Source organism: Legionella bozemanae (assembly GCF_001648595.1).
Lineage (GTDB): Bacteria > Pseudomonadota > Gammaproteobacteria > Legionellales > Legionellaceae > Legionella > Legionella bozemanae.
On sequence record NZ_LBAW01000029.1, the window covers coordinates 1 to 25757 of the forward strand.

Consider the following 25757-nt stretch of genomic DNA (forward strand, 5'->3'; position numbering starts at 1 on the left):
TTCCTATATTTCAATGCCTTAAACCAAATTTTTTTGTCTATCTCTCAGGCATAAAGCACGGCAAGTGGGTAAAAAATATGTTATAGAGTAAATGCATCGAATAGTATGATATAAAAGTCAAATGCCTACGTTCTGCGCTTTATGCGCGGAATCCAGTTGCGGGTTTTCATGGAGGATCGATTGAATGTTGTGCATCAAGCAGGGCAAGTAGACACAAAAAGGCTATTTTATGTTCAAAAATTAGATGTGTTTACCCTGGATAGGATAACTAAGTCTCTAAAAAAGGAAATACAAATGAAAATTATTGTGGTTGGTGGAACTGGATTAATAGGTGACGCAGTATGTAAAGAGTTGAAACAACGGCACACAGTGATTACAGTGGGACATACTAATGGTGATTTTCAAGTTGACATTAGAGACGCCCGTTCAATTGAATTACTATATAAATCAATAGGTTCGTTCGATGCAGTTGTTGCTGTAACGGGTGAAGTGTATTTTGAAACATTAACGGCTTTTACTGAGGAACAATATACTATTGGTTTGAATAGTAAGTTGATGGGGCAAGTCAGGCTCGTATTAATTGGCCTCAAATACATCAATAAAGGAGGTTCATTTACTTTAACAAGCGGTGTTTTAAGCCATGATCCAATCCTTACGGGAACATCTGCGTCTATGGTCAATGGAGCCATCGATTCTTTTGTAAAAAGCGCAGCGATTGAATTACCGCATCATCTTCGTATCAATGCAGTAAGTCCTACAGTTATATCAGAAGCAATGAGTCGCTATGCACCTTTTTTTCGTGGTTTTGAACCGGTGCCTGTCAATCGAGTTGCTTTGGCTTACAGTAAAAGTATCGAAGGAGCTCAAACGGGTATGGTTTATTCTGTTGAGTAAAATTCCAGAGTTCACGATATAATGGATTTTATTGCATGCTGGAGCGACGATTTAAGTTATTGAGGAATGATTTTAAAATGCAGATGAGAATATTCTGGTTTATTTTGTTTTCCTATTTATTTGCAGCAAAAATTAATGCGGCTGCTCCTGCGGATTTAATGTTTCATGATAAACCCATAGATCCCTTATGTTTTTTTAATATCGAAGGAAAAACAATTGATCTGGAACAATGTGGGGTGGAAAAAGAGAAATACGTTGTCAAAGGACATAATTCCCAGCTCATCGCAAAAGGCTATATTGGTTATAATTGGCAAGATCCTCAGTTTCCAGACTCAACTGAAGGGTATAGCTATTATAAATTTTTTAATGCTGGAGAAAGCCTATATTGGCTTTATACAATTAATAGCGGCGGAGGTACTGGTGAGTTTACTGCCATACATCGAGTGAAAAGAAAAAATACGGATACGGTAGAGGTTGAAACTCTAGCGGATGGTGACCGTTGTAATGGCGGCCTGCACGATGTAGCTGAAATCAATAACCACTTAAATTTTAGCCAGAATCTTACTGCCTATGATCTGATTGCATTATCCAAGAATCTAAACCCTACAGTTAAAGCGTATGATGATTTAGCGGCATGTGCCATTTGCTGTGTTGCTAAAGCATATTATGAAGTGAACTCAAATGCGCAGTTGAAATTGAGTTATGTTGATTTAGGAACTATTGAAGAAACTAAAGAAATGCCCGATCAGGGGGCGCTGCAGTCGTGTTTTAATCAATTAATCACTTCTTATGTTACTGCGGGTAAAACCAAGTTAAAGCAAAATATGCTCGATGAGCTTGCAGCAAAATTTAAGCAAACATGTAAGAAAAATTAAAATGAGTTTTTACGCTGCTACAATCCATCTATAAAAGGAGAATTGCGTGCTACGTACTCTTGTTGCTCATATTTATCCACCATTCATTTTCTTATTTTGGATAACTTTCTTCTTGATTCTTACTAAGGTGCTTTTCTCTTATAAACGCAAGACCATGCATATTACTGCCGAGATGCACGGTACACGATTGGTTGTAAGTATCATAGGAGGTCTTTTTAGTATTTTTCTAGGATTTGTGACCTTTATCTCATGGACCAATTATAAAGAAGCAACAGGTCTGGTCGCACAAGAGACAACCCAAATATATACCACTTGGGAGAATAGTAGAGGGTTTCCATCTTCTATTTTTCAAAATATTGATAAATTGCTTCATGCTTATGTTTTATCGATTCTCAACGATGAATGGCCTTCAATGAAAAAGGGGAAAGCATCATCAATAACTCAAGATGCAAGTAATGCTCTATATTCAGAATTTTTGAAATATCACCCTTCAGATTCTTATATCCAATCCTTTTATAATCGAGCTATTTCCTCTTTAAATGCAGCAACTGAGGCAAGAAACCAACGTATCAATATGCTTCATGTCATTATCCCAACAGCATGGTACCTTATGATCTTAATTGGCACTTTTACGATTATTTTTGTTTCAATTTTTTTGCTGGAAGGGATTTTTGTGGAAATTTGTATTCACGTGATGCTCTGTATCTTTCTGTCATTTTATCTCACTGCAATTATCATCTTAAGCCATCCTTTATCTGGCTTGATTACGATTTCTAATCAACCCTATAAGGCTCTTATGTCTAAGATGGACGTTGACTTTAGAGTATCGTCACAATAGTGCTCTGGTTGCCAGGAGAATTTATTGGCTAGGCGTCCTCTTTTTATAATGTTGCAGTACTCTCCTTAATTCCGAATTTGAGCTATGCTTATTTCAAATATGCCAGCGCAATATTGTGTTCTTGAGTAATCCAGGGAGAATGCCAAAAATGAGTTATTTTAATGCAAAGGACCCAATATGCGAGACTCAAGGATGTCCCCAGCGAGTTAGCATAGCGCTTATTCCACGATCAGTTGATCTTGGCGGGTTTCAAGTAGAGCGCATTTTACCATCCAGAGAAAAAAGAACTGTAGGCCCCTTTGTTTTTTGGGATCTAGCAGGGCCAAGCGAACTGCTTATGGGTCAAGGCATTGATGTGCTCCCGCACCCTCATATTGGTTTATCAACCATGACTTATTTATTTTCCGGAAAACTGGTACATCGGGATACGCTTGGCAGCCATCAAATTATTGTCCCAGGTGAAGTAAATTTGATGACTGCCGGCAGAGGGATTGCTCATTCCGAACGTACACCGCATCAGGATCGCCTTTATCCACAGCATTTTTTTGGTATCCAATGTTGGTTAGCATTACCCCTCAATAAAGAGGAAACCAACCCTTCATTTACCCATTATGATAAAAGTGCTATTCCTATGCACAATGATGATAAAAATATGAGTTTGCGAGTCATTGCCGGAGAATGGATGGGGTTAAAATCATCGGTTATCACGCAAAATGAGGCACTTTTTGTTGAATATAAACTGAAGGCCCATGCCAATCTGATCATTCCATCAACAGTAGAAGAGCGGGCAATTCATATTCTGCATGGTAAGATAACAATTGATGCGACTCAATATGATGGCTCAACAATGCTCATTCTTAAAACAGGGGCTGAAATCAAAGTAACGGCGATCTCCGATGTACATATGATTATTTTGGGAGGACCTGCTCTTGAACAACGGCGATATCTTTGGTGGAATTTTGTAGCCAGTTCGAAAGAAAGAATTGAGCAGGCCAAATTGGATTGGATAGAAGGGAAGTTTGGAAAAATACCTGGCGATGAACATGAATTTATTCCTTTGCCAGATTAAGCCGTTTACGGAGATGTCTTATAAGCGATATTCATTAAAAAGGACCTTGAAAATGAAAAAATCAGATCAGGAAACTCAATATCTCAAAGATGGCAGCATCAAAACCATATTGACAGGTTATAATCTACTGAATAATTCCAGATTGAACAAAGGCACTGCATTTACTAATAGCGAAAGAGATGCCTTTTCTCTTCACGGTTTGTTACCACCCCAGGTGAGTACATTGCATGATCAGCAAAAACGCCGCTACGATGGCTTGGTCGCATTGCCAACCACTTTAGAAAAATATAGTTTCTTACGCGATCTCCAGGATAACAATGAAACCCTTTTTTACTCGTTGATCATTAATAATATCGAGGAAATGCTGCCCATTGTTTATACTCCTGTTGTTGGGGAGGGATGCCAAAAATTCAGTGAAGTATTCCGCAAGCCTCGAGGCCTATTTCTTAGTTATCCCAACAAGAATTTGATTGATCAAATCTTTGCCCATCCACGTTATGACTTAATTAAGTGTATTGTTGTGAGTGACGGTGAGCGCATTCTTGGTCTTGGTGATCAAGGAGCGGGTGGAATGGGAATCCCAATAGGTAAAATGGCGCTTTATACTGCTTTGGCCGGTATTCCTCCACAATATTGTTTGCCTATTTTGCTGGATGTGGGAACAGACAATGAGGAGCGATTGGCCGATCCTCTTTATATTGGTTGGCGGCATAATCGTATTCGTGGTGCAGAGTATGACGAATTTGTGGATACATTTGTATCCGCGGTGAAACGTCGTTGGCCAAACGTTCTTCTGCAGTGGGAAGATTTTGCAGGTGTGAATGCAGCACGGTTGTTGGAGCGTTATCGAGACCAACTGTGCACCTTTAATGATGACATACAGGGAACTGCTGCTATGGCGACAGGGACTCTACTTTCTGCCATTAATGTGACTGGAATTCCACTAAAAGAGCAAAAAATTGTTTTTCTAGGCTTCGGTGGTACGGGTTATGGAATTGCTCAATTGATGCGGGGTGCGCTTAGAGATGCTGGATTAAGTGATCAGGAAGCTGGCGATCGTATCTATGCTGTAGACAGATATGGACTTCTTGTAGAAGGGAGTAAAGGATTGACTGCTGATCAGGCCGTCTTTGCTCGCAAACGTTCTGAAGTGGCGGGATGGCAGGTTACCAATTCCGAGGAAATTGGATTGCTCGATGTGGTTCGTAATGTCAAACCTACGGCATTGATTGGTGTTTCTACACAACAAGGGGCATTTACCGAAGAAGTAGTCCGCACTATGGCGAAATACACGGAACGCCCAGTTATTTTTCCACTTTCCAATCCAACTTCTCACAGTGAAGCAATCCCTAAAGATCTTCTCAATTGGACGGAAGGCAGAGCTTTAATCGGAACAGGAAGCCCTTTTGATCCCGTACAATTCAATGGAAAAGAGTATCATATCGATCAGACAAATAATTCATACATTTTTCCAGGCTTAGCTTTAGGTATTATCTCCTCTAAAGCAAAACGAGTTTCTGATGGGATGATCAAGGCTGCTGCACTTGCTCTTGCAGCATGCTCTCCTGCTCGGGAAAATAAATCAGCCAACCTTCTACCCCCGCTTGCAGACCTTCGCTTAATTAGTCTTGCTGTTGCAAAAGCTGTAGGGAAACAGGCGATATCAGAAGGTCTTGCCGGGGTTAATGAATCAGGATTTGAGGATGAGCTCGCTAATAATATATGGGATCCAGTATACAAGCCTTACCTACTTGCTGATTAAGCTTAACTTTTCGTCTGCGTATCGCGCATAAAGCGCTGTACGTAGAGAAATTTAAATGAAAATGGACGATCTCTCAGGCTACTTAGCCCATAAGGCTTCCTTCATTGTCTTTTATACGTCTCAAAATAAAATTTATATGAAAATCATAAAGTTAACCTGTGATTTAATATTGTTAGCAAGTATAAAATACTGTGGTATTATGCTCAAAAGCCAAAGAACAGTTTTTGTTTGACAGCAACTGTAGCGAATAGAGGACATGATGATAAACTCCAAGTTATCATTGGATTTAAAAAAGAAATGCCCCGAAGATCTATTTTCGAATAACCTCACCTATGAAATCTCTCATGATTACTTAATGGAATTGTTAGATGTTGGTAAATTAAATGTTTGGCAGTGGGATCTGGGTACCAATGAAATCATTGATTTTGGTTATTCTGAATCTTTGTCTGTTTTAAATGAACACAGTGAAGTAGGGCATATAGAGCATTTTATAACACGACTTCATCCAGATGATCGTGAGGAAATTGCCAATGCCTTAATCAATTCTTTAATTCATTTTGAGAATTATTATGCCGATTTTCGTATTCTCTCTACCAAAGGTCATTATGAATGGGTATCGGCTCGGGGACGTTACATTCGTGATGCAAAGAATAATCCAATTAAAATGATTGGTACCTGGCATTTTATTACGGAACAGAAACATAATCAGGAATTGATTAAGTTACAACAAACGACGCTTGAGCGTATATCAAGATGTTATTTCTCAGGGGAAGCCGCATCTTCATTATCTCATGAAATCTCGCAACCATTATTGGCACTGAATTCCTACTTGCTAGGTAGTATTTTGCGTTTACAGCAAGAGGATAAAGGATCAAATGAATTTATAAGCGTTCTTCAGAAAGCATTAGAGCAAGTTGAATTGATAAGTACTATTATTAAACGAATGAAGCGTTTTGTTACTCATGGAGAATTACATTTTGAGCGCGTTAATTTAACTTCTCTGGCAAAACAGTCGGTCATTTTGTCAAAATTTTATTCCCATTTTTCCGGAACAGTTGAGTATGAGTTTGATGAGGATTTAACTGAAGTTTATTTGGATCGAAATCAAATGCGACAGGTTTTTTTAAACCTTATTAATAATGCCTTTGAGGCGATGTTTGATGCAAAAACGATGAATCCTATTTTGCTTATCAAGATAAAAAACTATGAAGCGGACGTATTGGTTAGTATTGTGGATAATGGGCCTGGAGTATCGCAAAATGTACTCGATAATCTATTTACTTCATGTTATAGCACCAAAGAATACGGCTTGGGTATTGGCTTAAGTATTTGTAAAAAAATTATTGAAGCACATGGTGGGAACATCAAAATAGAAAGAAATACTTCTGGGGAGGGTACTGTAAGTTCTTTTAGATTACCTAATCAACTTTTGGAGTCTCACAATGAATAAGACAATTTATATTGTTGACGACGATGAGAACGTATTGCGTGCTTTAAAATGGCTTTTTGACTCGCTGAGTTTTGAAGTGAAAACTTACTTGAATGCAACAGAGTTCCTGCAGCAATATAATCCCAAGCATATAGGGTGTCTGATTACTGATGTTCGAATGCCTGATATAGATGGTCTTGAATTACTCGAAAAATTAAAAGGGCAAAATAGCCTGCTCAAAGTAATTATTATTACAGCTTATGGTGATATACCGATGGCTGTTCGAGCGATAAAAGCTGGAGCAATTGATTTTATTACCAAGCCAATAAATGAGAAGGATTTATTAAAGCTGATTAAAAAATGTCTTGAACATTATCCACATCATACCCCTCAGGCGGTTAATAAATATGAACTTTTAAGCGAAATTGAGCTGAAGGCGCTTGAAGCCATTTGGAATAAAAATTAAGTAGATTGTTGATTAATATCCCAATAAGCTTCTGATGCGATTGGTATAATTTCGTAGTGGAGTTTGCACGATAAAATCCTTCAATGGCGTTTCAATCTCAAAATAGAGAATATTGGCTAAAAAACCATAACAACAGGCATCTAGAGCATGTACTTTATCTCCAAATAAATAATCTTTATCTCCTAAAATGAAAAGAATTGCTTGCAAATCATCAATACCTGATTGATATATGTCTTTGGCGGGATATCTGCCAATACCCTGGTAATGATATTTTTCAATATTATATTTTCTTACCTGTTCAAGAGTGGCTTCGGATAATTCGGAAAATTGTTTTAAGAACTCCGCTTTGAACATAGGCCAGAATTGTTCGTCTTGCCAACGCGAATAGGACATAACCCAATACATATGATTATCTAACATTCGTACAGTCAAAAAATGAGTGTTTTTTTGTTCTTCTGTTAAGTCATCGTCCAAATCAACATATTTTTGCGACAGATATTGAATAATAATATTACTATCAGTAATGATTTTTCCCTCATCACTTAGATAAGGCAACTGCCCTCGCGGTGCATTCTGGGTATTAATGATATGTTCATGTTGGTATTCTATTTGGGTTAATCTAAGAAAAGTGTCTACTTTCAGGCCAAAAGGGTTATTATCTGGAAGACCAAAAAGCTCTGGATAAGAAAATAAAATTATCATTAAAAACTCCCTCTTTTTATATAAATTTCAATTACTAAAATAGCCTAACTTATAAAGATTGGCCAATACGAATGACGCAACTCGACACAGAAAGTACGGTATTGGAAGAAATGAATATGCGTTCTTTCTGGTTTGTAACATTGAAAAAAGGAAGGTGTTGTTTGCGGATCATTAAGAGTCGATTCGGAATTTGCTCTCAGCGAAAAAATATCATGCATTTTGCTTTTAATGTGTCAAATGGAGATAGTTTTACTCTTATTTAACAAAACAATGGTATTTATTTACAGTTTATCCCTTTAATTTAATATTTGTTTAATAAATAATCAGTATCATATGAGGTATTCCCTTGTTTTGCTTCAGAGCAGCAAATAAGTCCGTAATTTAGGGGAGCGATATGACAATTGATCTGAATTTAACAAGCCAAGAATTAATTGCACAATTATGTGCAATAGATCCAAGTTTCCATCAGACATTCACAAACTCAACGAAAATAGATAAAAAAGCTCTATTAGCTTGGCTGGAATCCACCTCAAAAATTGAAAGCAGCAACAAAGCATTTTTTTTAATTACATCATTGCGGGCCTCTTTATTAAAAGATCTCCATAAATCGTTAAATCCTGGGCAGGTAGAAGAAGAAACTCAAAAAGGCGGAATGACTGCAAAAACTAAATATGCACTATTAGCTCTTGCCGGAACTGTTTATTTTGGTTGCGAAGGGTTTGATGGTATTACTGCAATGCTCGGTGCTTTTTCCTCTATCCCTACCATTGCTTTATTTGTGGCAGGAACATTATTTTCAGTTCTTTCCATGGTTGTATTTTATAGTTTTGATTTGGTTGAAATTTCCAAAAACCTGGGGATCAAATCCACAGATACAAAAAAATTACTGGATGTTTTACTTGACGAAGTGAAACAAATAGAAGCCATCCGCATGCGTCTTGCCAAAACTGTCAAGAAGAGTAAGGAAGAACTTGAAGAGGATCTTCAGGTTGCAACAATGTTACTGCAAAGATATAAGGACTTAAAACAAATTCGAGACGATCTAACCTCGGCTTCAAATAATCCTTATTTACAAGCGGCTAAGTACATCACAGCAGGGGTTGCAGGGATTTTATTTTTTAGTGGTGGTTTTTTTGCGGGACAAACTGTAGCTTTGGCCATCGCAGGTTTATTTGTTACTGGCATGGCTGCAACGGCGTGGCCAATTGTTGTTGCTGGTATTGCTGTTGGTTTAGCCGCACTAAGTGTTTACTGGTTTGTTGAACGTCCAGGGATTGAAAATCTGATTAGCCGCTGGAGGGGATTGGATAAAAAGAAAATGGATAAATTATGTAAAGAAGATGTGGTTAAAAAAGAAACAGAGGAACTGGAAGAATTAATTGCAGGCATTAATTTTAAGATTGGCTCACTGAAACAACACGAAGAAGACCAGTTAGAAATCAAGAGCCTGAAAGAGAGATTGTCTGCTGTGGAATTAGAAAAAAATGCTGCCCTTTTGAAAGCAGAAAAAGCAGAACTTGAAGTAGCTCGCTTAAATGCAGAGTTAGAAAAAATAAAAGCACAACAAACCAAACCAACTGTTGAGACTGCAAAACATGAGAATCCTGTTGTTTCAGACACTATAAAAGTTGCTCGGCCCATCCCTATTTCTAGAGATGATAATGAGTTGTCACCGCGTCAACACCACGCATTTTTTAGATCAGCATCTACAGGGCATCTTCCTGGTTTAGAAAAAAGATCTATTCTTGATACTGCGAATTCTATGTAGATTGCGATGTCGGAGGTTAATTTAAATCGTTTGACGTACTGCACTTTATGCTAGACGATCTCACAAAATTTAAATAGGGAAATAAGTCCTACAGGCTACAGCGAGATCTAAAAAACGGTCATCCCTGCGCAGAGGGATGATCGCTCTTTAGGCATTTTATTTAGAGTGTATGCATACTCAATGTATCTTCTACCTGCAAAACCTCTTCTTTCAATGAACGGTTTTTCCCAGAAGTAGCCAGTATGCCGTTCTTTAACAGAGCCTGCGTTACAGTATGATTTGTTGCAGGTTGTTGCCAAACCGGTATGGCAATTGGTTTTTGCCCAAGCACAATAGGTGGTTGGGGTATTGGTCTTCTTCCTGGGTTAAGCTCAAGTTCTTCTGCTTCCAATAATTTAAGTTGCTCGGTAGTAAGTGTTTTGAGTTGACTGTTATAAATAAAGGGAAGTACTCGAAGTTTGAATACCAAAGAAAATGCTGCGAATTTATTACTTAATTCAGTATACCCATGATGTAGTGGATCATTATATGTTGCTTGTAATTGGGATGGAGATAAGGTGTCAATCGTATTGAGATCCGTACGATAATAAATTTTCTTGTCTTGACCTAATAACAGCAATGGCTGTGGTTGGCGGTATTGATAGTCAATATCTGGCATTTGTTCCAGCCCGCCATATTGTGACTGCTCAGGCAATTTGCTTCCATTAAATACATGATGTAAATCGTTCAGTGAGGAAGTCATTCCTGCAAGACAGGCTTGTTTGTTGAAATAATTATTTGCCACATCAAAATCACCATCACCACCCGCAGTAACTGGTGGCTCGCTTTTATCGGGTGTCGGATCGTAAATGCGTTTGGTATAGACCATTATCCTATTTAATTCATCATGCAAATTATTGACTAAAATGCTACCCCAAACGCCAAAGCGCTGTGGAAGTAAGGCACGTAAATCACCCATAAATGAAACATGGCCTGCAGCAAAATGATCGGTATAATAGTGAAAACAAAAAAACTCCATTCCCAAAGACAATGCCTGATAGCGATGGGCTAAATCCTCTAATGTTTCACGATCAAGGCCTTTAGGGATTTGTGCGAGTATTTGGAGTAATGCATTGAAATCACTATTTTCTGATTGATAATCTGCATGAGCCAGAAATTGTTGTAACTCATAATAAATACGTGCATATTTCAATGCGATACAATGGCCTATAGTATAAACACGGACTGACCATGGAGTAAAATGCGCTATATTCCTATTTAAAATGTCACTGTAGTTTTTTACTCTAAGCGCAAACATGAGTTGTTGCACATAGAAATTTAATGTGCTTGAAAACGGAATGTAATTGGCATTGTTAATCGTATAAATCGTATCAATATCGCTTTGTTTTACGTTAGTGTTTGCTAATCGTTGATAAGAGCTAATTAGTTTTTCTTCCTCGTTCCCGGTAACGGGTTTTTTTATTAAATATTTTCCTAAAGTGTTGCATTTCCCTGTATTATCAAAAGCTTTTGGATTTTCTTTAAATTCACAAATGCTTGGCAACTTAAATGATACTTCTTTGCCTCCAAAGTAATCACCAGACATGGCGATAATAACTCCAGCGGATACTTTTAATCCAATGGGTTCAGGAAGGCCAATCTCATTAATTCCTTGCAAGTGCAAATGCAAGGTGCCCTTTTCAATATCAATGTATGGATTGCCTCTTAAGACATCCCATTCTTGAAATCGCAATGCATCACCAAGTTCCGTGTGTTCATTTGTATCCATAAGCAAGCTCCATTTTTATTTTTATTTATTGCGCCTCAAAAACAATGAACTTCTAAATGCGATTCTTAACATTAAAGAAAAAGAAGGGTAAAAAAATAAATATAGAAGTGAGATGTCAAATTTTCAAATAAGCCAGTGAAGCTCATTAAGCGCGGAGTGTATTTTCTGCAACTATAATTAAAATAAATTAAGCAGATTGAGATTATTATGACCGATAAAAAAATTGAGCAGCCAATAGGAGTTCATCGTAATACTTTATTTTCAAATACTAAAGATACGAATACCGCTTCTTCTAAAGACCGTCTAAAAGATTTTGATGCAAAAAAGCAGGATGCATGGCTTGAATTCAGCAAGACAGTGATTCAAGAACTAGGTGAACGAGCATCCTCTTTTCCAAAAGTACCGCCAGAAGTTCGTAAAGATATTAACTGCCCTCCAGATATGTTGCGCTCTCAAGTCGGTTGTACTTATGCTTGGTTGGCTGATAAGCGGCGTGAGGTAGCCAAAGCATTGAAACAAGGGCCATTGAGGCATCAATTCGGATTAATTAATAAAGCAGGTTTTGTATCTACAGATGATTTTAATTTATCTCGAGATTTACCCACCCAAAAAAATCTGATCTATGCGCATCTATCCGATTTAATTCATCAACGCTGGGGACACGTTGAGGTGCAAGGACACCCAGATAAATCAGGTGAAGGAACAAAATACACAATTAAAATTAAAATGACTGACGAAGAACGCGAATTAGCCCATAAAAAAAACGCGGCTTCTGAGCTTCCATTTATTGAAGATGATGTGGTGCTCACGATTACTTTTAACGATTATGGTAAGGACGACAGTAGAACATCCATTGTAATTGATCATCGTTTCACCCCTTTTGCAGAGGATTATCGGGACAAGTCCAGTTATTTTCAGGTGCAATTTGAATTAATCGACCCTTATTTTCAAGCGTGTTTTAATTGGGAGCCTACACAGGATATCAACGATTTTTTAGTTAATGCAGGAAAACTTGCATACAGTCTTGCTCGCTTACAACCTGTAGGTCGAGGAAATTCGGCAATTGTTGAATGGATGGTAAGAGGGCTTGCAGAAGCAAAAAGTATTGAATTAGGACCTTTTAATCATCATGAGTTGGGATGGGATTTTAAAGCGTTTTTGACTCCAGATATCAATGTGTATGCACAATGGTTTGCTGAAAAAGCGTTTAGTAGTTATGCATTAAAAGAAAGCGAAAATTTAGTGTTCACAAACACATAAATTGGTCGATTGTGGCGTGGTTGGTTTACTCTATTTGGACTACTCGTTAGAGCGTATACCAAATCCATTCTCTCAACACTCCATGCTCTAATACAATCAATTCAAATAATTTTTAATTATTTTATTTTCGATTATTTACTAATTTTCGAAAATAATTAATACTGTTTGCATGATTGAAATGAAGTGTACTTGCTATGTCCCAAATTAAAATAAAACAATCAAAGACAAGCACCGTATTAGAGAAATTACGTCGTGATCTCGTAAGTGGTTACTTTGATCCTGGCCAAAAATTACAAATGGAGCAATTAAAAGAACGATACGAGGTAGGATACAGTCCCTTGCGTGAAGCTTTGTCTCGTCTGGTAAGCCATGGTTTAGTTAATTTTGAAGATTTGTGTGGTTTTTCAGTACCGTCTTTATCTTTAGAAGAGTTATATGATCTCTATGCAGTCAGAATACAGATTGAAACACGTGCTTTGGAATTATCCATGCAACATGGAGATGAGTATTGGGAGGCAGATGTCATTGCGTGCTGGCATCGTTATGCAAAATACCTTACCCCACCACAAAATAAACCGCTGGATCCCATTGAATGGAATATGTTTCAAAGAGAATTTACTTTCACGCTGATTAAGGCGTGCCAATCTCCTTGGTTACTTAAAATTCAAGATATGTTGTATGACCATTCATCACGGTATCGTTTTTTATGTCTGGATCGGCATCATAATGATGAAAAAGTATTAATGGAATTTAAACAAGAAAATGAGCAGTTAGTTACTGCAGTATTGGCGAGAAATAAAGAAAAAGCGATTCAGATCTCTCAAAGTGGATGGGATAGCTCGATTAAAATGATGGCGGATAGTTTAAAGAATAAAAAAAGCTAGGGAATAAGCGATGACTGAAAATAAAAAAAATTATTTACTCATTCCTTCGGTACCCACCCCAAATGGTCGATTGCATTTAGGCCATATTGGTGGGCCGTTTTTAAGTGTGGACATACTTGCAAGATATCTAAAACTTTGTGGGCATTCCGCTTGGATAATTTCAGGAACCGACAGTTATGAATCGTATGCGGCAGGGAAAGCAGAGGAAGAGCATTTAAGCCCCAGAGAAATAGGTCATCATTATCATGCATTAATTGCCGATGATTTAAAGTCAATGAGTATTAAATGTGATCAATTTATTAATCCACTTGATGCGCAATGGAGCACATCCTATCAAGAATGGCATGAGCAGATCTTGCAACAATTATTGAATAATAAGGCTACAGTCTTATTAAAAGAGAATATACCCTGGGATGATAAGAATAAGCGTTACCTGACTGGATATTGGCTGCAAGGGAATTGTCCTGTGTGTTATAAAAACACTGCAAGTTATTTTTGTGAACATTGTGGTGCACATTTTCGCCCGGAAGAAATGATTCGCGAAGAGCATTTAGAGCAAAAAGTGGTAGAAAATATCTTTTTACAACTCCCTGATGATGTTAACCTGAGTTCGCGGGGAATTCCTCAAAAAATAGTGACGCTTTTTCAACGTTATCGGGTGTTACAAAATAATCGATTCAGGCTTACTACACAGTGTGATTGGGGTTTAGCAGATAATACTGATCCTGCTTATGCAAGAACTTTATTTAGTTATGGTTTTGTTTTTGCTTATTTTCTAATGTTTGGAGAAATCGCGGGGAAACTCATGGGCCTCAACAAAAATGCATTTGCAGCAGATTCTGATGTGATTACTATTTCCAGTTTTGGGCTCGATAATTCATTACCTTTTTTAAGCAGTGCATTGGGAATTAGTTCTGGATGTCCTCAATACAAGTCATTTGATTATTATCTGGTTAATTATTTTTATTACCTTGATGGGTGTAAATTCTCTACAAGCCGACAGCATATGATTGGAGTAGATGAGGCGATCAAGCAAAAAGGGCTTTCCAGTGATATTATTCGGCTTTATCTTGCTTCAATTGATGTGCGTAATCAAATAGGCAATTTTGCCGTTGATGATTTTATCCATTATTACAACAAAACTATAGATTGGCTTGAACACTATATTATCCAAGGGATACAAAACATACCTGATAAGGTGAGACAGCCTTGCAATCAACAGCTTCAACATCAATTAGGCGATTTGTTTGCAATTCAGGAACATGCATTGCAACCAGAGCACTTTTCTCCTCATATTGGGGTGCAATCTCTAAATGACTGGCTTGTTCTGGGACAAAACTTAAGTCGATCTCCAGAGGATTATTTCTGGTGGTTAAAAGGATTTGCTTTGGTCATTTATCCCTACATGCCAAAGCTTGGTGAAACAATTTGGAATGCTCTGGGATATAAACAGTTACCCACTCACGCTGATTTTTTTGGTAAGCCCACATGGCTCTTGCAGAGAAAAATACAATTAACCCTAAAACGAATTACAACGGAATTTGAGATGCACATAGAGGAAGTGAGTTATGAACAAAACGAATCATGATGCAATTTCTGATGTACTTGGAGTTGGTGTTGGACCATTTAATTTGAGTGTTGCTGCTCTTTTGTCCTCAGTCAAAGAGATTTCAAGCGTGTTTTTTGAACAAAATAAGGAAGTGATTTGGCATCCAGGAATGTTATTTCCCAATGCTGAAATTCAGGTCAGCTATTTAAATGATTTGGTTACGCTTGTTGACCCTACCAATTCTTATTCCTTTATTGCCTATCTTGCAAAACACAAACGATTATATCGTTTTATTAATGCACAATTTAAGCATGTATTACGTACTGAATTTAGCCATTATTTAAATTGGGTGAGCCGTTCATTACCTAATTTATTGTTCAACGAAAAAGTTGAGGAAATTTTTTTTGATAAATCTCATTTTGTTATGCAAACATCTCAGAGAAAAATCAAAGGAAAACATCTTATTTTAGGCAACGGTTTAACTGTAAAAGTCCCTACTTGCGTTAAACCTTATTTGGGTAAAAATGTATTACATAATAAGAATTTTTTACTCAATCCAATAAATTGGCAGGGAAAAAGAGTGGCTATTATTGGTGGAGGCCAAAGTGGTGCCGAAATTGTGCAGCATATTTTATCGAGTGAGCAATTGCCTTCAGAGTTAAATTGGATTTCAAAGAGATCTCAGCTATTACCAATGGATACCTCTCCATTTGTCAGTGAATTTTTCACGCCTAAGTATACTGAATTCTTTTTCCATATGCCCGAGAAAGAAAAAGCCTCTTTATTGCAAGAGCAGCTTTTGGCAAGTGATGGTATTTCGTTCCATTTACTCCAAGCAATCTATCAAAAACTTTATAGCCTCGAGTTTTTGGAAAATAAAAATAAGTTTTTTAAGTTTTTACCATGTCATGAATTAACACATATGAATGGCGGATTAGGTAGATATCAGTTAGTACTGACTGAGCTTAATACCATGAGCAGAAGAGTCATTGCTGCAGACATTGTTATTTTGTGTACAGGATACCAGTGGAAGTTCCCGGATTATCTTGCCCCGTTGTCTGCAAAAATACCTTTAAATAATGGGACATTTTGTGTCAATCAGGATTTTTCTATTGTATGGGAGGGACCAAAACAACATCGTATTTATGTCCAAAATGCAGCGCGCAATGCTTATGGAATCGCAGAGCCTAATTTAAATGTTATGGCATGGCGAAGTGCAAAAATAATTAATAGCCTTGCGCAATCATCAATCTATGAGCTGGAGCAGGAAAGTACCGTCTTGGATTGGGAGCACGAATTGTTTTCTAAGGAGCAACACTATGCCTCAATTGCTTGAGCCTATTGTTTTTGCAAATCCACGGTTGGTTTTTTCTAATCCGGAGCACATTGCTTCGGGAGTTGTAGTAAACCCTGTTGATTTTGTACAAAAGCAGGCATATCCCCCTTTTCAAACAACATATTTTCAAGTGTTGCCCCTGAGTGAAACTCCTATGGATTATCATCAAGAAGAAGAAATTTGGATTGTATTAAATGGCAGTGGAGTTTTAACTTATGAGGAAACTGTTCATCGACTTAATATGCACGATATTTTTTACTTTGCTTCATTTAAAAAACATCAAATTCGTAATCTTATGCATGAGCCACTTCTTATTTGCTCTATTTATTGGTAGGGTACGGTAGTGGAAGCTGTGTATACTGTTCTTTGGGGCGAGCATTGTAATGATGAACTATAAGGTTAGATGGTTACAGCCTATTGATAAAGAAAACTGGTTAACAATGTGGCAGGAATATATGAGATTTTATCAAACGTCACTACCTCAAGAAGTAGTAAATAATACGTTGAACATGCTCCTTTCCGAGAATCAAAATACAGGATGCCTCATTGCTTGTGACTCTCAAAATACAGCAGTTGGATTTCTAACTTTTATCGTGCATTTAAGCACTTGGAATATCAATCCCGAATGCTATTTATATGATTTATATATAAAACCAGAACATCGAAAAGCAGGAGTAGCGAAGATGCTCATGGATGAATTAAAACAACTCAATAAGTTACGTCAATGGAGTAGAGTATATTGGATCACTGAGCCAGATAATCGGGTCGCCCAAATACTCTATGATAAAATTGGAAGAGGTGAACCTTGGATTGTTTACTCAATGTCTAAATGAAAAGATCCTCATCCAACCTTTCTCCGGAGAGAAAGGAAGTCATAATTTCTGCTATTTAAAATCATAAGTATAATATTGAGGGTACGCTTCAGGAGGATCGCTAGGAAAAATTTGTCCTGTCAGGTATTGTTCTTCAAAGGTAGGCAAAGGCAATTGTGCAGCTTGTTTTTGGAAAAAATAATTTCTTAATAGGGCCATTTTTTGATTATGAATGTTCTTAAATTCATTCACATCTGTTTGAAAACTTTCATTCACATCATCAAGAAATTTTTTTAGTTTAAGATGTTCGGTTTCATTAAGCTGGTCTTGGTAAGGTGCAAATGTATTTGTTACCGTTGCAAAAAATAAACGGTAATGAATGGTTAACTCATTAATGATTTCTTGTGTTTCCTGCTTTGATAATACTCTACTCTGAGAGATACGTTGTTTTAATTTTTCATAGGTAGGGACCAGTTCCGCATCCCATTTTTTTTCAAATAAATCAATTAGACTTTCAAATTTGTTGAACATTTTAATTCTTCAATGAAGCAAAAAGAAACAAAATTATACATATCATTTAAATTGATCTCAATAACGATTTTATTTTATCCATAGACTATATTTATCTTAAATAGAAGAGGGCTATGTTTTGTACTAACTATTTATTAAGTAATAAATGGTTTATATTCGGAGATATTAAAAAGTTCGAATCATGTTGGAACAAAAACACAAGAATTCTTCTAAGTAAAAAACGGAGATTTTTATCATGCAAGAGTTAGTCAAGCCAGCACTTTTTAATGCGCAATTAATAAGAAGCTTAGGATGTGCTACATATCAAGGGTCTGAAGTCGGGGAATGTCTTGCTATAGCGAACCAAATAGAACCTGGCAATAAAGAAAGTTGGTATGCACGGTGGACCGCTTTTGCTGATAGCAATTTCAGCATGGCAGAAACGTATCGAAGTCAAGGTTTTCATTTTGATGCCAAATTGGCTTTTCTGCGCGCTTGTACTTATTATCGAACAGCTTTTTTTTTCCTGGAAGATGAACCTGCTGATCCAAGGATCGAACAAGCATTGCAATACAGCATTCGAGCTTTTCATCAAGCACTCGAATTTTTTGAAACTCCTGTGGAAAAAGTAGAAGTTCCCTTTGAGGAAACAACGTTGCCAGGTTATCTTTATCTGAATAATTCTTTTTCAAATCATCCTAAACCTATTTTAATTGATACTGGTGGGGGCGATAGCACTAAGGAAGAATTATATTTTAGTTCAGCAGCTGAAGCGTTAAAGCGAGGCTTTCATTGTTTAAATTTTGAAGGTCCTGGTCAAGGCAGTATGCTGCGTCTAAATAAAATGCCTTTTATCCCCGATTGGGAACGAGTGATAGAAAAAGTTGTCGATTTTATCAGCAACCGTCCCGAAATTGATCAGAATAAGATCTTCTTAATGGGGCGCAGTTTTGGTGGTTATCTTGCTGCTCGGGCTGTAACAAGAGAAAGACGTATTGCTGCATGCATTGTTGATCCAGGAATATTTGATGCAAGTGGTAATTTCGAAGCTAAATTTAATTCGTTTATGACGAAGTTTCCTGATTTACACAATGCTCCTATAGAGCAAGCCTTAGTACACCTAATGAAAACAGATGAAAATTTACGATTTATGTTAGAAAGTCGAAAATGGCGATTTGGCGTTCAAACAATTGAAGAAATGCTCGATAAAACGCGTGCTTACACGTTGGCTGGCTTAGTAGAAAAGATTCAATGTCCCATGCTGATTTGTGATAATACTCTAGAATACATCACATTAGGTCAGGCAAAAAAACTGTATGACCAATTACAATGTAAAAAACAATATATTCTTTTTAATGATGAAGAAGGTACCGGCGGCCATTGCCAGCCACTTGCACCACGATTATTTAGTGCAAAAATTCATGCTTGGCTAAATACATTATAAGTGTAATGAGGTCAAAGATTGAGTCATTAAGAAAACGCCCCTATTTTTAGGGAGTGCCATTTAATTTCAGGAAGATAAATGGAGTCTATAGGTACATGGTGGTTATGGGTAATTTTTATTGTTTTGATACTGATTGTATTAAGTATCGATATTTTTCTTTTGACCAGAAGTAAAAGGGAGCCTACCCTAAAGGCATCTTGCATATGGGTTACTGTTTGGGTTGTCTTGGCTTTACTTTTTAATGTCTTCTTATGGATTTATCTATCACAAGGCGATACAAGCAATATAGCGAATCAAAAAGCCCTTGAATTTTTTGCTGCTTATCTGATTGAAGAATCATTATCAATGGATAATATTTTCGTATTTATCATGATATTTAAATATTTTTCTATTCCCTTGAAGTATCAGCGCCGCCTGCTCTTATTTGGTGTGTTAGGCGCAATCTCTATGAGAATAATACTCATTGTATTTGGGATCTGGCTCATTAATAAATTTAAGTGGATTTTATATCTATTTGGCATACTACTCATTTATTCTGCGACCAAATTCTTCACTTTGTTTAAAGACGAACAATTTGTTACTAATAATTTCATCCTGAAAACATTAAGAAAATTTTTCCCAATAACAAAAGAAATCTCAGGCGATCATTTTATTGTTAAGAAAAATAAATCGTATTTTGTAACTCCTCTCTTTGTTGTTCTTATTTTTATTGAAGTGAGTGATTTGATTTTTGCCATTGACAGCATTCCTGCCGTATTAGGTATCACTCAAGATCCATTTATTGCGTGTTCATCAAACGCTTTTGCAATACTGGGGTTAAGAGCCATGTATTTCATTTTGGCACATATAGAAAATAAATTTCGCTATCTTAACTATGGGTTAGCCTTCATTTTAGGTTTCATTGGAATAAAAATGATGCTGCATGATCTGGTTGATATTCCTATCGTAGTGACTCTTTCAATAATTATTTTGTCGCTAAGCTGCGCGATGGCAGCAAGCAAATTATGGAACAATAAGAAATAATTAATTTACTCTTCTCATATGATTTGAGTTTTGGTTTATCATTTGAAAAAAAAGGATATTTATGGAGCAATTTTTAATTTTTGTACTGGTCGGCTTCATGGCACAAATAGTTGATGGTGCGTTAGGTATGGCTTATGGGGTAATTATTACCGGTGTTTTGGTTACTTATGGTATTCCTCCAGCAATGGCCAGTGCTGCGGTACATACTTCTGAGATTGTCACAACCGGTATTTCTGGTTTGTCGCATGCGATGTTTAAAAATATAGATTATGCATTATTTAGACGATTGGCTATTCCAGGTATTATAGGAAGTATTCTTGGTGCGTTTCTTTTAACAAAAGCATCAGAGAAAATCGCAAGGCCTTTTATTGCAATTTATTTGATTATTATGGGTTGCTTTATTTTATACCGAGCATTCCAAGGTGGAAGAATCAAGCAGCTCATAAAAAATTTTATGATCAAGCGTCAAAGGAGACGTGCATTGCCTTCGAATCATGCACGCGGGTTAATACCTCTTGGATTTTTTGGTGGTTTTTTTGATGCTGCGGGTGGAGGGGGTTGGGGATCTATTGTTAACGCCACTTTACTAGTACAGGGAACGACCCCTCATTACACTATAGGTTCAGTGAATTTGACTGAATTTTTAATCACTCTTAGTGTTTCTGCAACGTTCTTTTTTACAATTGGGATTGCCAATTGGTTTATTATTCTCGGATTGATTGTAGGTGGGGCTATTGCTTCTCCTTTTGCTGCTTATATTGTGCGATATATTCAACCGCGAATCATTATGTTGCTGGCAGGAACAGTGGTAATACTCCTTGGAATTCACTCAATTATTTCCACATTTATGAAATAGAATTTAAGATGTGTTCCCATCATTACCGTGAGTTATGATGGGATTAAGTAATTTGCATCAGTATCTGCTACAGATTATTTCAATGTCTCCCCAGTCAAATTAGCAATAGCTTTTAATGAGAAAAATATTTGATTATTCCTTCAATAAATACAAACATGAAACTGATATAAACAATAGTACCAATATACCCTACAATAAGAAGTACCCCATCTTTTTCTATCAATCCCAGACTGAAAATAATAAGTAGCAGTGCAAATATAAAATTACTTAATGGGATAGGTAACATGAGAAGGATGGCTAAACAAAAAATCATGATGCCAGTAATTATTTCCAGCAAGCGATAGCTCATAAAAAACCAGCGTGGCTTCAAAAAGTATTCAATTTTAGTCAAATAAGGTACCGTAGTATGGATTACCTTGGAAATAGTCTTTTGATGAATGGTACGTGTGGCAATGATTTTTGGTAACCACAATGTTTGTCTGCCAAATATCATTTGGCATGCAAAAAGTGCTATAGGCACACTAAACACAACAGAAACGCCTGGAACTGTAGAAAAAGGCAAGGCACTGGGTAAAGCAAAAAACAACAATACAATTCCAAATGCCCGCTCGCCCAGTACTTGTAAAATGTGCTGATACGTTAATTCACCTTGTAAGTCCTTATGGTTTGCGAGCTCTAAAAGGATATCAGAAGAATGCGTCACTGTTGTTTTCATAAATAACTCATAGTTGTAACCTGTGTACCAGGCAGGTTTTCCATCCCCAATGAGAGTCAAATGGAGTCTCACGCAAATTTGCATCACTGCTTCTAATGACTTTAAGGTCAAGTGTAATTTTTATTTATAAAGGATAGAGGAAAATCTTTTATATGACGAATAACATCACTCGTCAATAAAAGAATTCCTTAGAGTATGGAGGAAAGATTATCCCAAAGGGTTTGGAAATTTTTGTAGATAAAGCATCCCCATTTGATATGAGGCATAGTCCGTAATATGGCCTACGTCACGATATATTGGAACTCCATTAATGTCCACTTTACAATTATTTTGTTTACATTGTATTTTTTTAGGGTCGATAAGAATTAATTGCGGGTATTTGCTTTTCATTTTACTAAGTAATTGATTAAACCATTGATCTTCATAATAGGTAAACTCGCATTCATGAGAATTATAAGATGTTCTTAATTTTATATGTTTATAAAAACAATCGTGAAAATTATTTTGCATTAGTGCTGTTGACTGAATTAATACGGGTTTTGCTCCCGAATTGATGATGATTGAAAGCGCTTTATCTAGAGCTTGTGCCAATCGTTCTTGAGTTAAAAGTAAAGAATGCGGATCATCGATGTTATTTATGATGTTTGCTGACAAATAATTAGACCATACCTGACCAATAATTACATAATCATAATGATTATTTTGAATCATTTGATAATATTTTTGGGTAAGTTCATGACAGAGTGAATAGACTTGGTTTTTAAAGTGCCACCAGTCATAAAGATATATGTCAGGCAAGGTGAGGCAGGAAGATATTGTTTGCGATAAAATGGAGACTTTTGCTGCTTGTCCTAACACATCTACAAAACCCCAGTAATGATTGGCAAATGAATCACCGATCATTAATGCGTGTTTACTATCCGATTTTTTTGAGCCAACAAGGCATTGTGTATTGATTTCAGGCTGAGAGTCGGTAACACACAACGCTCTTTTTGGGCTTTTATATTGCTCTAATTGTTGATAAACGGTCAATAGTTCATTATTAAAACGCTGAGGAAATCCCTGATTTTTTTTTATTACATAGTCAGCGAGATGAAAAACGAGAATGGGAGCCAATAACAGAAACGCAAAGGAGTAACGGAATTGTATTTGTTTCCAGCGTCTTGAGGGTTTTTCAATAAAGTGCCAAGAGAGATAAGCTAAAACAAAAGTAAGTCCAAAGACAGCAAATAAAACAAGAGGGGTTTCCACGATGCTTTGGTATCTTAAAATTGTGAAAATAACCCAATGCCAAATGTAAAGCGAATAAGACAACAGTCCTATGAAAACCAACGGCTTACTGGAAAGTAATTGGCTCCAGATGTTTTTGGGAGAACAGCTTCCTATGGCAATGAGAAATCCTGTTGCCATACAAACAATAAATGCATATTGATTAGGATAACCTGTTACAACTGGATTGAAACTGGCAAGATACAACAAGGTTATTAATGCCGAACTACCCATTAGATTTAAGAGATATTTATTGGCTGAAAAAAAAGTCCTTGGAATGAATGCGATGCAGGAACCCATTAAAAATTCAAAAATCCTGCTGGAAAATAAGTAGTAGGTGTGTGAGGGTTGGTTTTTTGCATTGTATAGTGACCCTAGAAAAGCGATACAGGTCAATCCAGCAACAAGTGGAATTAAATATTTATCAGGTGAGAAACGATGCAGGCAATAGATTATACAGGGTAAAAGTAAATAGCACTGCCATTCTATTGAAAGAGACCAGGTATGAAGTAAGGGAATTTGGTGTGTGTCCGGTGAAAAATAACCTGTTGTTGTTTTATCAAAAAACAAGTTGGATAAAAACAAGGATGTTTTGCGCGCACTTCTGCTGTACTGAATTAAATCGTCGGGTAAAAAAAACAACAAAGTTAGAGCTGTTGTTAAAAAGAGCAGGCAAACAAAGACAGGTTGCAAACGCCATAATCTTCGATTATAAAAATCCAAAAAGGAAAAAGAACCAACCTTGAGTGATTCGTGGATGGTGCAAGTAATGAGAAAGCCAGAAATCACAAAAAATACATCAACTCCGATAAATCCCGCGGGAAAAAAGGAGAATTCTCCGTGATAAATTAAAATCAATATAATCGCTATGGCTCTAAGTCCATCAATATCAGGACGATATTCCATTCACTCTCGAATAAAAAGTTGAATCCTAACATCTTGGTTAACGTTTATCTATGCGGAATCAAAATTTACGTATGTTTTCATCTTTCAGGTTATTGAGCATATCTACAGCTTGACCCCATATTTCAATGGTTGATGAACTTTCATCTTGAGTGGACCTATTTAAGGTATCGATATAACGAATCGAATCCTCGAGTTTTTTTTCGCGTAACTGTTTTCGTATCGCATGCATAATGATAGAGGCTTCTTTAGTTGATTTTGCTTTAATGATATAACCTAATCCTTTGCCAATAGGTTCGATTTTGGAAATAAGATTGACATCGAATTGACAGTTTTCTGCCAGTTCATAGCAAAAATTGAAATTATCTTCCGAATCAGATGCTTTGGTGAAAAATTCATATTTATTAAGAAACTCTGATGAAGGTGATGTCCAAATAAAACTTAAAATATATCCCAGAATGCTTTCTCTTAAAAAATGATTCCTGTGCTTTTTCATTAAAATATCAGCACTCGGAAGACCTTTTTTTAATAATGTGAAATGCAGTTTCTGCTTTACTCTATTAAACTCTACTCCCAGATCAATAATATTTTTATTTTTAATTTGTACTGCAATATGATTGTACAGCGACGTAAGCACTATTAATTTGCCTGCATCAAAATTTTTATCCGGTAAGTCTCCTTTGATTATTATGGAATTTGGAAGTTTTGCGTTGGTTGAAATACATTTTTCTTGGTTATCGCTTTTGCTTTTTTGATGCAAGGTGACGTTTGGTGAATTTTTGTTATTTGTAATATGTTTGAGAATATGATCAATATGAAAAAGACATTCTTCCAAGAATTCAGTTTTTTCCCGTAGGGTTTTAAGGATCATCATAATCCTCCACTATCCATGTGTCTTCTCTATGCATTGTCAAAATCCCAATTTTATTTGGACAATTTTGATACTATTATAGTATATAATCCAAGTTCTTTTGATAAAGGGGTTTAAAAATGTTTCATAGATTAGAATTCTTATATCCTAATTTTATGAGGAAATGATGCATACGTTACGCGTTTTTTTCGCAATTATCTTTCCCAAGGCAACCCAGGTTTGTCTAGCCAGAAGTTTAAAAACGCTACAAAACACCATACTGTCAGATTACATTCGCTGGGTTCATGTAGAAAAAATGCATATTACCTTGCAATTTTTAGGAAATTTACCGCAGGAACAGTTAATTCTTTTGATTGAAAATGTACAAGTCGCCATAAAAAATATACTGTCATTTCAACTTCAATTCGGTCATTTGGAATGGTTTCCAACCTTGCGCCATCCTAAAATCCTTTCACTGTCCGTTCTACCGCAAGCGGATTTGGCGATGCTGTCCAAAGTAATAGGGCATACTGCGGTTGATTTAAATATTCCTGTTGAAACTCGCATCTTTCGAGGACACTTGACTATGGGGCGATTAGTTCGCCACAGGATACCCCATGAATTATTGGAAACAATAAAGGTGCAGGTTATTCCTCCAATCATGGTTAATAAGATCCATCTCATAGAAAGTAGATCTGAAAAAGATGGCCAAAATTACTATCCATTAGCAGAATTCAAATTAGCAAAGATATAATTGGGTGATGCGAAGATTCTG

General features: G+C 36.6%; 24 protein-coding genes. 18 read left to right on the forward strand and 6 right to left on the reverse strand.

Annotation, left to right across the window (positions count from 1 at the left end; translation table 11 throughout):
* The first annotated feature begins 294 nt into the window (after positions 1-294).
* From A8O27_RS15850 to A8O27_RS15880, 7 genes are all read left to right on the forward strand, one after another.
* Positions 295-894: a short chain dehydrogenase gene (locus tag A8O27_RS15850; protein ID WP_058458487.1), complete on the forward strand. Its 600-nt coding sequence runs from the start codon at positions 295-297 to the stop codon at positions 892-894.
* A gap of 77 nt (positions 895-971) precedes the next feature.
* Positions 972-1769 (forward strand): hypothetical protein, encoded by a 798-nt coding sequence (locus A8O27_RS15855; RefSeq protein ID WP_058458488.1) that lies wholly within the window; start codon positions 972-974, stop codon positions 1767-1769.
* A gap of 46 nt (positions 1770-1815) precedes the next feature.
* Positions 1816-2607: a bestrophin-like domain gene (locus A8O27_RS15860; RefSeq protein WP_058458454.1), complete on the forward strand. Its 792-nt coding sequence runs from the start codon at positions 1816-1818 to the stop codon at positions 2605-2607.
* 148 nt (positions 2608-2755) lie between these two features.
* The gene (locus tag A8O27_RS15865) at positions 2756-3676 is read left to right on the forward strand and encodes a pirin family protein (RefSeq protein ID WP_058458455.1); all 921 of its coding nucleotides are present in this window, start codon (positions 2756-2758) and stop codon (positions 3674-3676) included.
* Positions 3677-3728: 52 nt separating this feature from the next.
* Positions 3729-5438: an NAD-dependent malic enzyme gene (locus tag A8O27_RS15870; protein WP_058458456.1), complete on the forward strand. Its 1710-nt coding sequence runs from the start codon at positions 3729-3731 to the stop codon at positions 5436-5438.
* Between the two features lie 355 nt (positions 5439-5793).
* Positions 5794-6888: a sensor histidine kinase gene (locus tag A8O27_RS15875; RefSeq protein WP_235810470.1), complete on the forward strand. Its 1095-nt coding sequence runs from the start codon at positions 5794-5796 to the stop codon at positions 6886-6888.
* Positions 6881-7333, forward strand: coding sequence for a response regulator transcription factor (locus A8O27_RS15880; protein WP_058458458.1), 453 nt, complete (start codon positions 6881-6883; stop codon positions 7331-7333). The genes A8O27_RS15875 and A8O27_RS15880 overlap by 8 nt, the downstream gene beginning before the upstream one ends.
* A gap of 12 nt (positions 7334-7345) precedes the next feature.
* On the opposite strand, the gene A8O27_RS15885 is transcribed toward A8O27_RS15880, so the two are convergent.
* Positions 7346-8035, reverse strand: coding sequence for a glutathione S-transferase family protein (locus A8O27_RS15885; protein ID WP_058458459.1), 690 nt, complete (start codon positions 8033-8035; stop codon positions 7346-7348).
* 394 nt (positions 8036-8429) lie between these two features.
* On the opposite strand from A8O27_RS15885, the gene A8O27_RS15890 reads away from it, so the two are divergent.
* Positions 8430-9803, forward strand: coding sequence for an AAA family ATPase (locus A8O27_RS15890; protein WP_058458460.1), 1374 nt, complete (start codon positions 8430-8432; stop codon positions 9801-9803).
* 160 nt (positions 9804-9963) lie between these two features.
* On the opposite strand, the gene A8O27_RS15895 is transcribed toward A8O27_RS15890, so the two are convergent.
* Entirely contained in the window at positions 9964-11571 is a 1608-nt protein-coding gene (locus tag A8O27_RS15895; protein WP_058458461.1) for a hypothetical protein, read from the reverse strand.
* A gap of 207 nt (positions 11572-11778) precedes the next feature.
* On the opposite strand from A8O27_RS15895, the gene A8O27_RS15900 reads away from it, so the two are divergent.
* The 6 genes from A8O27_RS15900 (at position 11779) to A8O27_RS15925 (ending at position 17433) form a co-directional block, all read left to right on the forward strand.
* Entirely contained in the window at positions 11779-12831 is a 1053-nt protein-coding gene (locus A8O27_RS15900) for a hypothetical protein (protein WP_058458462.1), read from the forward strand.
* A 194-nt stretch (positions 12832-13025) separates the two neighbouring features.
* A complete protein-coding gene (locus tag A8O27_RS15905; protein WP_058458463.1) occupies positions 13026-13715 on the forward strand; it encodes a GntR family transcriptional regulator in 690 nt (229 codons plus the stop codon).
* 10 nt (positions 13716-13725) lie between these two features.
* Positions 13726-15303: a methionine--tRNA ligase gene (locus A8O27_RS15910; RefSeq protein ID WP_058458464.1), complete on the forward strand. Its 1578-nt coding sequence runs from the start codon at positions 13726-13728 to the stop codon at positions 15301-15303.
* The gene (locus tag A8O27_RS15915; protein ID WP_058458465.1) at positions 15284-16600 is read left to right on the forward strand and encodes a lysine N(6)-hydroxylase/L-ornithine N(5)-oxygenase family protein; all 1317 of its coding nucleotides are present in this window, start codon (positions 15284-15286) and stop codon (positions 16598-16600) included. The genes A8O27_RS15910 and A8O27_RS15915 overlap by 20 nt, the downstream gene beginning before the upstream one ends.
* On the forward strand, positions 16584-16934 hold the full coding sequence (locus A8O27_RS15920) for a cupin domain-containing protein (protein WP_058458466.1): 351 nt from the start codon (positions 16584-16586) through the stop codon (positions 16932-16934). The genes A8O27_RS15915 and A8O27_RS15920 overlap by 17 nt, the downstream gene beginning before the upstream one ends.
* Before the next feature lie 49 nt (positions 16935-16983).
* Positions 16984-17433 (forward strand): GNAT family N-acetyltransferase, encoded by a 450-nt coding sequence (locus A8O27_RS15925; RefSeq protein WP_058458467.1) that lies wholly within the window; start codon positions 16984-16986, stop codon positions 17431-17433.
* Positions 17434-17484: 51 nt separating this feature from the next.
* Here A8O27_RS15925 and A8O27_RS15930 read toward each other — a convergent pair whose 3' ends face one another.
* On the reverse strand, positions 17485-17943 hold the full coding sequence (locus A8O27_RS15930; protein ID WP_058458468.1) for a hypothetical protein: 459 nt from the start codon (positions 17941-17943) through the stop codon (positions 17485-17487).
* A 235-nt stretch (positions 17944-18178) separates the two neighbouring features.
* Between A8O27_RS15930 and A8O27_RS15935 the strand changes: the two genes are divergently transcribed.
* From A8O27_RS15935 to A8O27_RS15945, 3 genes are all read left to right on the forward strand, one after another.
* The gene (locus tag A8O27_RS15935; RefSeq protein ID WP_058458469.1) at positions 18179-19366 is read left to right on the forward strand and encodes an alpha/beta hydrolase family protein; all 1188 of its coding nucleotides are present in this window, start codon (positions 18179-18181) and stop codon (positions 19364-19366) included.
* A gap of 78 nt (positions 19367-19444) precedes the next feature.
* Complete coding sequence (locus A8O27_RS15940; RefSeq protein WP_058458470.1) at positions 19445-20389, forward strand: TerC/Alx family metal homeostasis membrane protein; 945 nt, start codon at positions 19445-19447, stop codon at positions 20387-20389.
* A gap of 61 nt (positions 20390-20450) precedes the next feature.
* Positions 20451-21245 (forward strand): sulfite exporter TauE/SafE family protein, encoded by a 795-nt coding sequence (locus A8O27_RS15945; protein ID WP_058458471.1) that lies wholly within the window; start codon positions 20451-20453, stop codon positions 21243-21245.
* Positions 21246-21357: 112 nt separating this feature from the next.
* Here A8O27_RS15945 and A8O27_RS15950 read toward each other — a convergent pair whose 3' ends face one another.
* From A8O27_RS15950 to A8O27_RS15960, 3 genes are all read right to left on the reverse strand, one after another.
* Positions 21358-21960 carry an exopolysaccharide biosynthesis protein gene (locus A8O27_RS15950; RefSeq protein ID WP_058458489.1) on the reverse strand — a complete coding sequence of 201 codons (603 nt, stop codon included), beginning with the start codon at positions 21958-21960 and terminating at the stop codon, positions 21358-21360.
* A gap of 207 nt (positions 21961-22167) precedes the next feature.
* Positions 22168-24135, reverse strand: coding sequence for an acyltransferase family protein (locus A8O27_RS15955; protein WP_058458472.1), 1968 nt, complete (start codon positions 24133-24135; stop codon positions 22168-22170).
* Positions 24136-24193: 58 nt separating this feature from the next.
* Entirely contained in the window at positions 24194-25006 is an 813-nt protein-coding gene (locus tag A8O27_RS15960) for a hypothetical protein (RefSeq protein WP_235810471.1), read from the reverse strand.
* 160 nt (positions 25007-25166) lie between these two features.
* Here A8O27_RS15960 and thpR point away from each other — a divergent pair, with 160 nt between their 5' ends.
* Positions 25167-25736, forward strand: a complete 570-nt coding sequence (gene thpR, locus A8O27_RS15965; protein WP_235810472.1) for an RNA 2',3'-cyclic phosphodiesterase — start codon at positions 25167-25169, stop codon at positions 25734-25736.
* Positions 25737-25757 lie beyond the last annotated feature (21 nt).

Coding starts and splice junctions, on each gene's coding strand:
- A8O27_RS15850 (WP_058458487.1), top strand. CDS start 295: ATGAAAATTATTGTGGTTGGTGGAACTGGATTAATAGGTGACGCAGTA.
- A8O27_RS15855 (WP_058458488.1), top strand. CDS start 972: ATGCAGATGAGAATATTCTGGTTTATTTTGTTTTCCTATTTATTTGCA.
- A8O27_RS15865 (WP_058458455.1), top strand. CDS start 2,756: ATGAGTTATTTTAATGCAAAGGACCCAATATGCGAGACTCAAGGATGT.
- A8O27_RS15870 (WP_058458456.1), top strand. CDS start 3,729: ATGAAAAAATCAGATCAGGAAACTCAATATCTCAAAGATGGCAGCATC.
- A8O27_RS15875 (WP_235810470.1), top strand. CDS start 5,794: ATGGAATTGTTAGATGTTGGTAAATTAAATGTTTGGCAGTGGGATCTG.
- A8O27_RS15880 (WP_058458458.1), top strand. CDS start 6,881: ATGAATAAGACAATTTATATTGTTGACGACGATGAGAACGTATTGCGT.
- A8O27_RS15885 (WP_058458459.1), bottom strand. CDS start 8,035: ATGATAATTTTATTTTCTTATCCAGAGCTTTTTGGTCTTCCAGATAAT.
- A8O27_RS15890 (WP_058458460.1), top strand. CDS start 8,430: ATGACAATTGATCTGAATTTAACAAGCCAAGAATTAATTGCACAATTA.
- A8O27_RS15895 (WP_058458461.1), bottom strand. CDS start 11,571: ATGGATACAAATGAACACACGGAACTTGGTGATGCATTGCGATTTCAA.
- A8O27_RS15900 (WP_058458462.1), top strand. CDS start 11,779: ATGACCGATAAAAAAATTGAGCAGCCAATAGGAGTTCATCGTAATACT.
- A8O27_RS15905 (WP_058458463.1), top strand. CDS start 13,026: ATGTCCCAAATTAAAATAAAACAATCAAAGACAAGCACCGTATTAGAG.
- A8O27_RS15910 (WP_058458464.1), top strand. CDS start 13,726: ATGACTGAAAATAAAAAAAATTATTTACTCATTCCTTCGGTACCCACC.
- A8O27_RS15915 (WP_058458465.1), top strand. CDS start 15,284: ATGAACAAAACGAATCATGATGCAATTTCTGATGTACTTGGAGTTGGT.
- A8O27_RS15920 (WP_058458466.1), top strand. CDS start 16,584: ATGCCTCAATTGCTTGAGCCTATTGTTTTTGCAAATCCACGGTTGGTT.
- A8O27_RS15925 (WP_058458467.1), top strand. CDS start 16,984: ATGATGAACTATAAGGTTAGATGGTTACAGCCTATTGATAAAGAAAAC.
- A8O27_RS15930 (WP_058458468.1), bottom strand. CDS start 17,943: ATGTTCAACAAATTTGAAAGTCTAATTGATTTATTTGAAAAAAAATGG.
- A8O27_RS15935 (WP_058458469.1), top strand. CDS start 18,179: ATGCAAGAGTTAGTCAAGCCAGCACTTTTTAATGCGCAATTAATAAGA.
- A8O27_RS15940 (WP_058458470.1), top strand. CDS start 19,445: ATGGAGTCTATAGGTACATGGTGGTTATGGGTAATTTTTATTGTTTTG.
- A8O27_RS15945 (WP_058458471.1), top strand. CDS start 20,451: ATGGAGCAATTTTTAATTTTTGTACTGGTCGGCTTCATGGCACAAATA.
- A8O27_RS15950 (WP_058458489.1), bottom strand. CDS start 21,960: ATGAAAACAACAGTGACGCATTCTTCTGATATCCTTTTAGAGCTCGCA.
- A8O27_RS15955 (WP_058458472.1), bottom strand. CDS start 24,135: ATGGAATATCGTCCTGATATTGATGGACTTAGAGCCATAGCGATTATA.
- A8O27_RS15960 (WP_235810471.1), bottom strand. CDS start 25,006: ATGATGATCCTTAAAACCCTACGGGAAAAAACTGAATTCTTGGAAGAA.
- thpR (WP_235810472.1), top strand. CDS start 25,167: ATGATGCATACGTTACGCGTTTTTTTCGCAATTATCTTTCCCAAGGCA.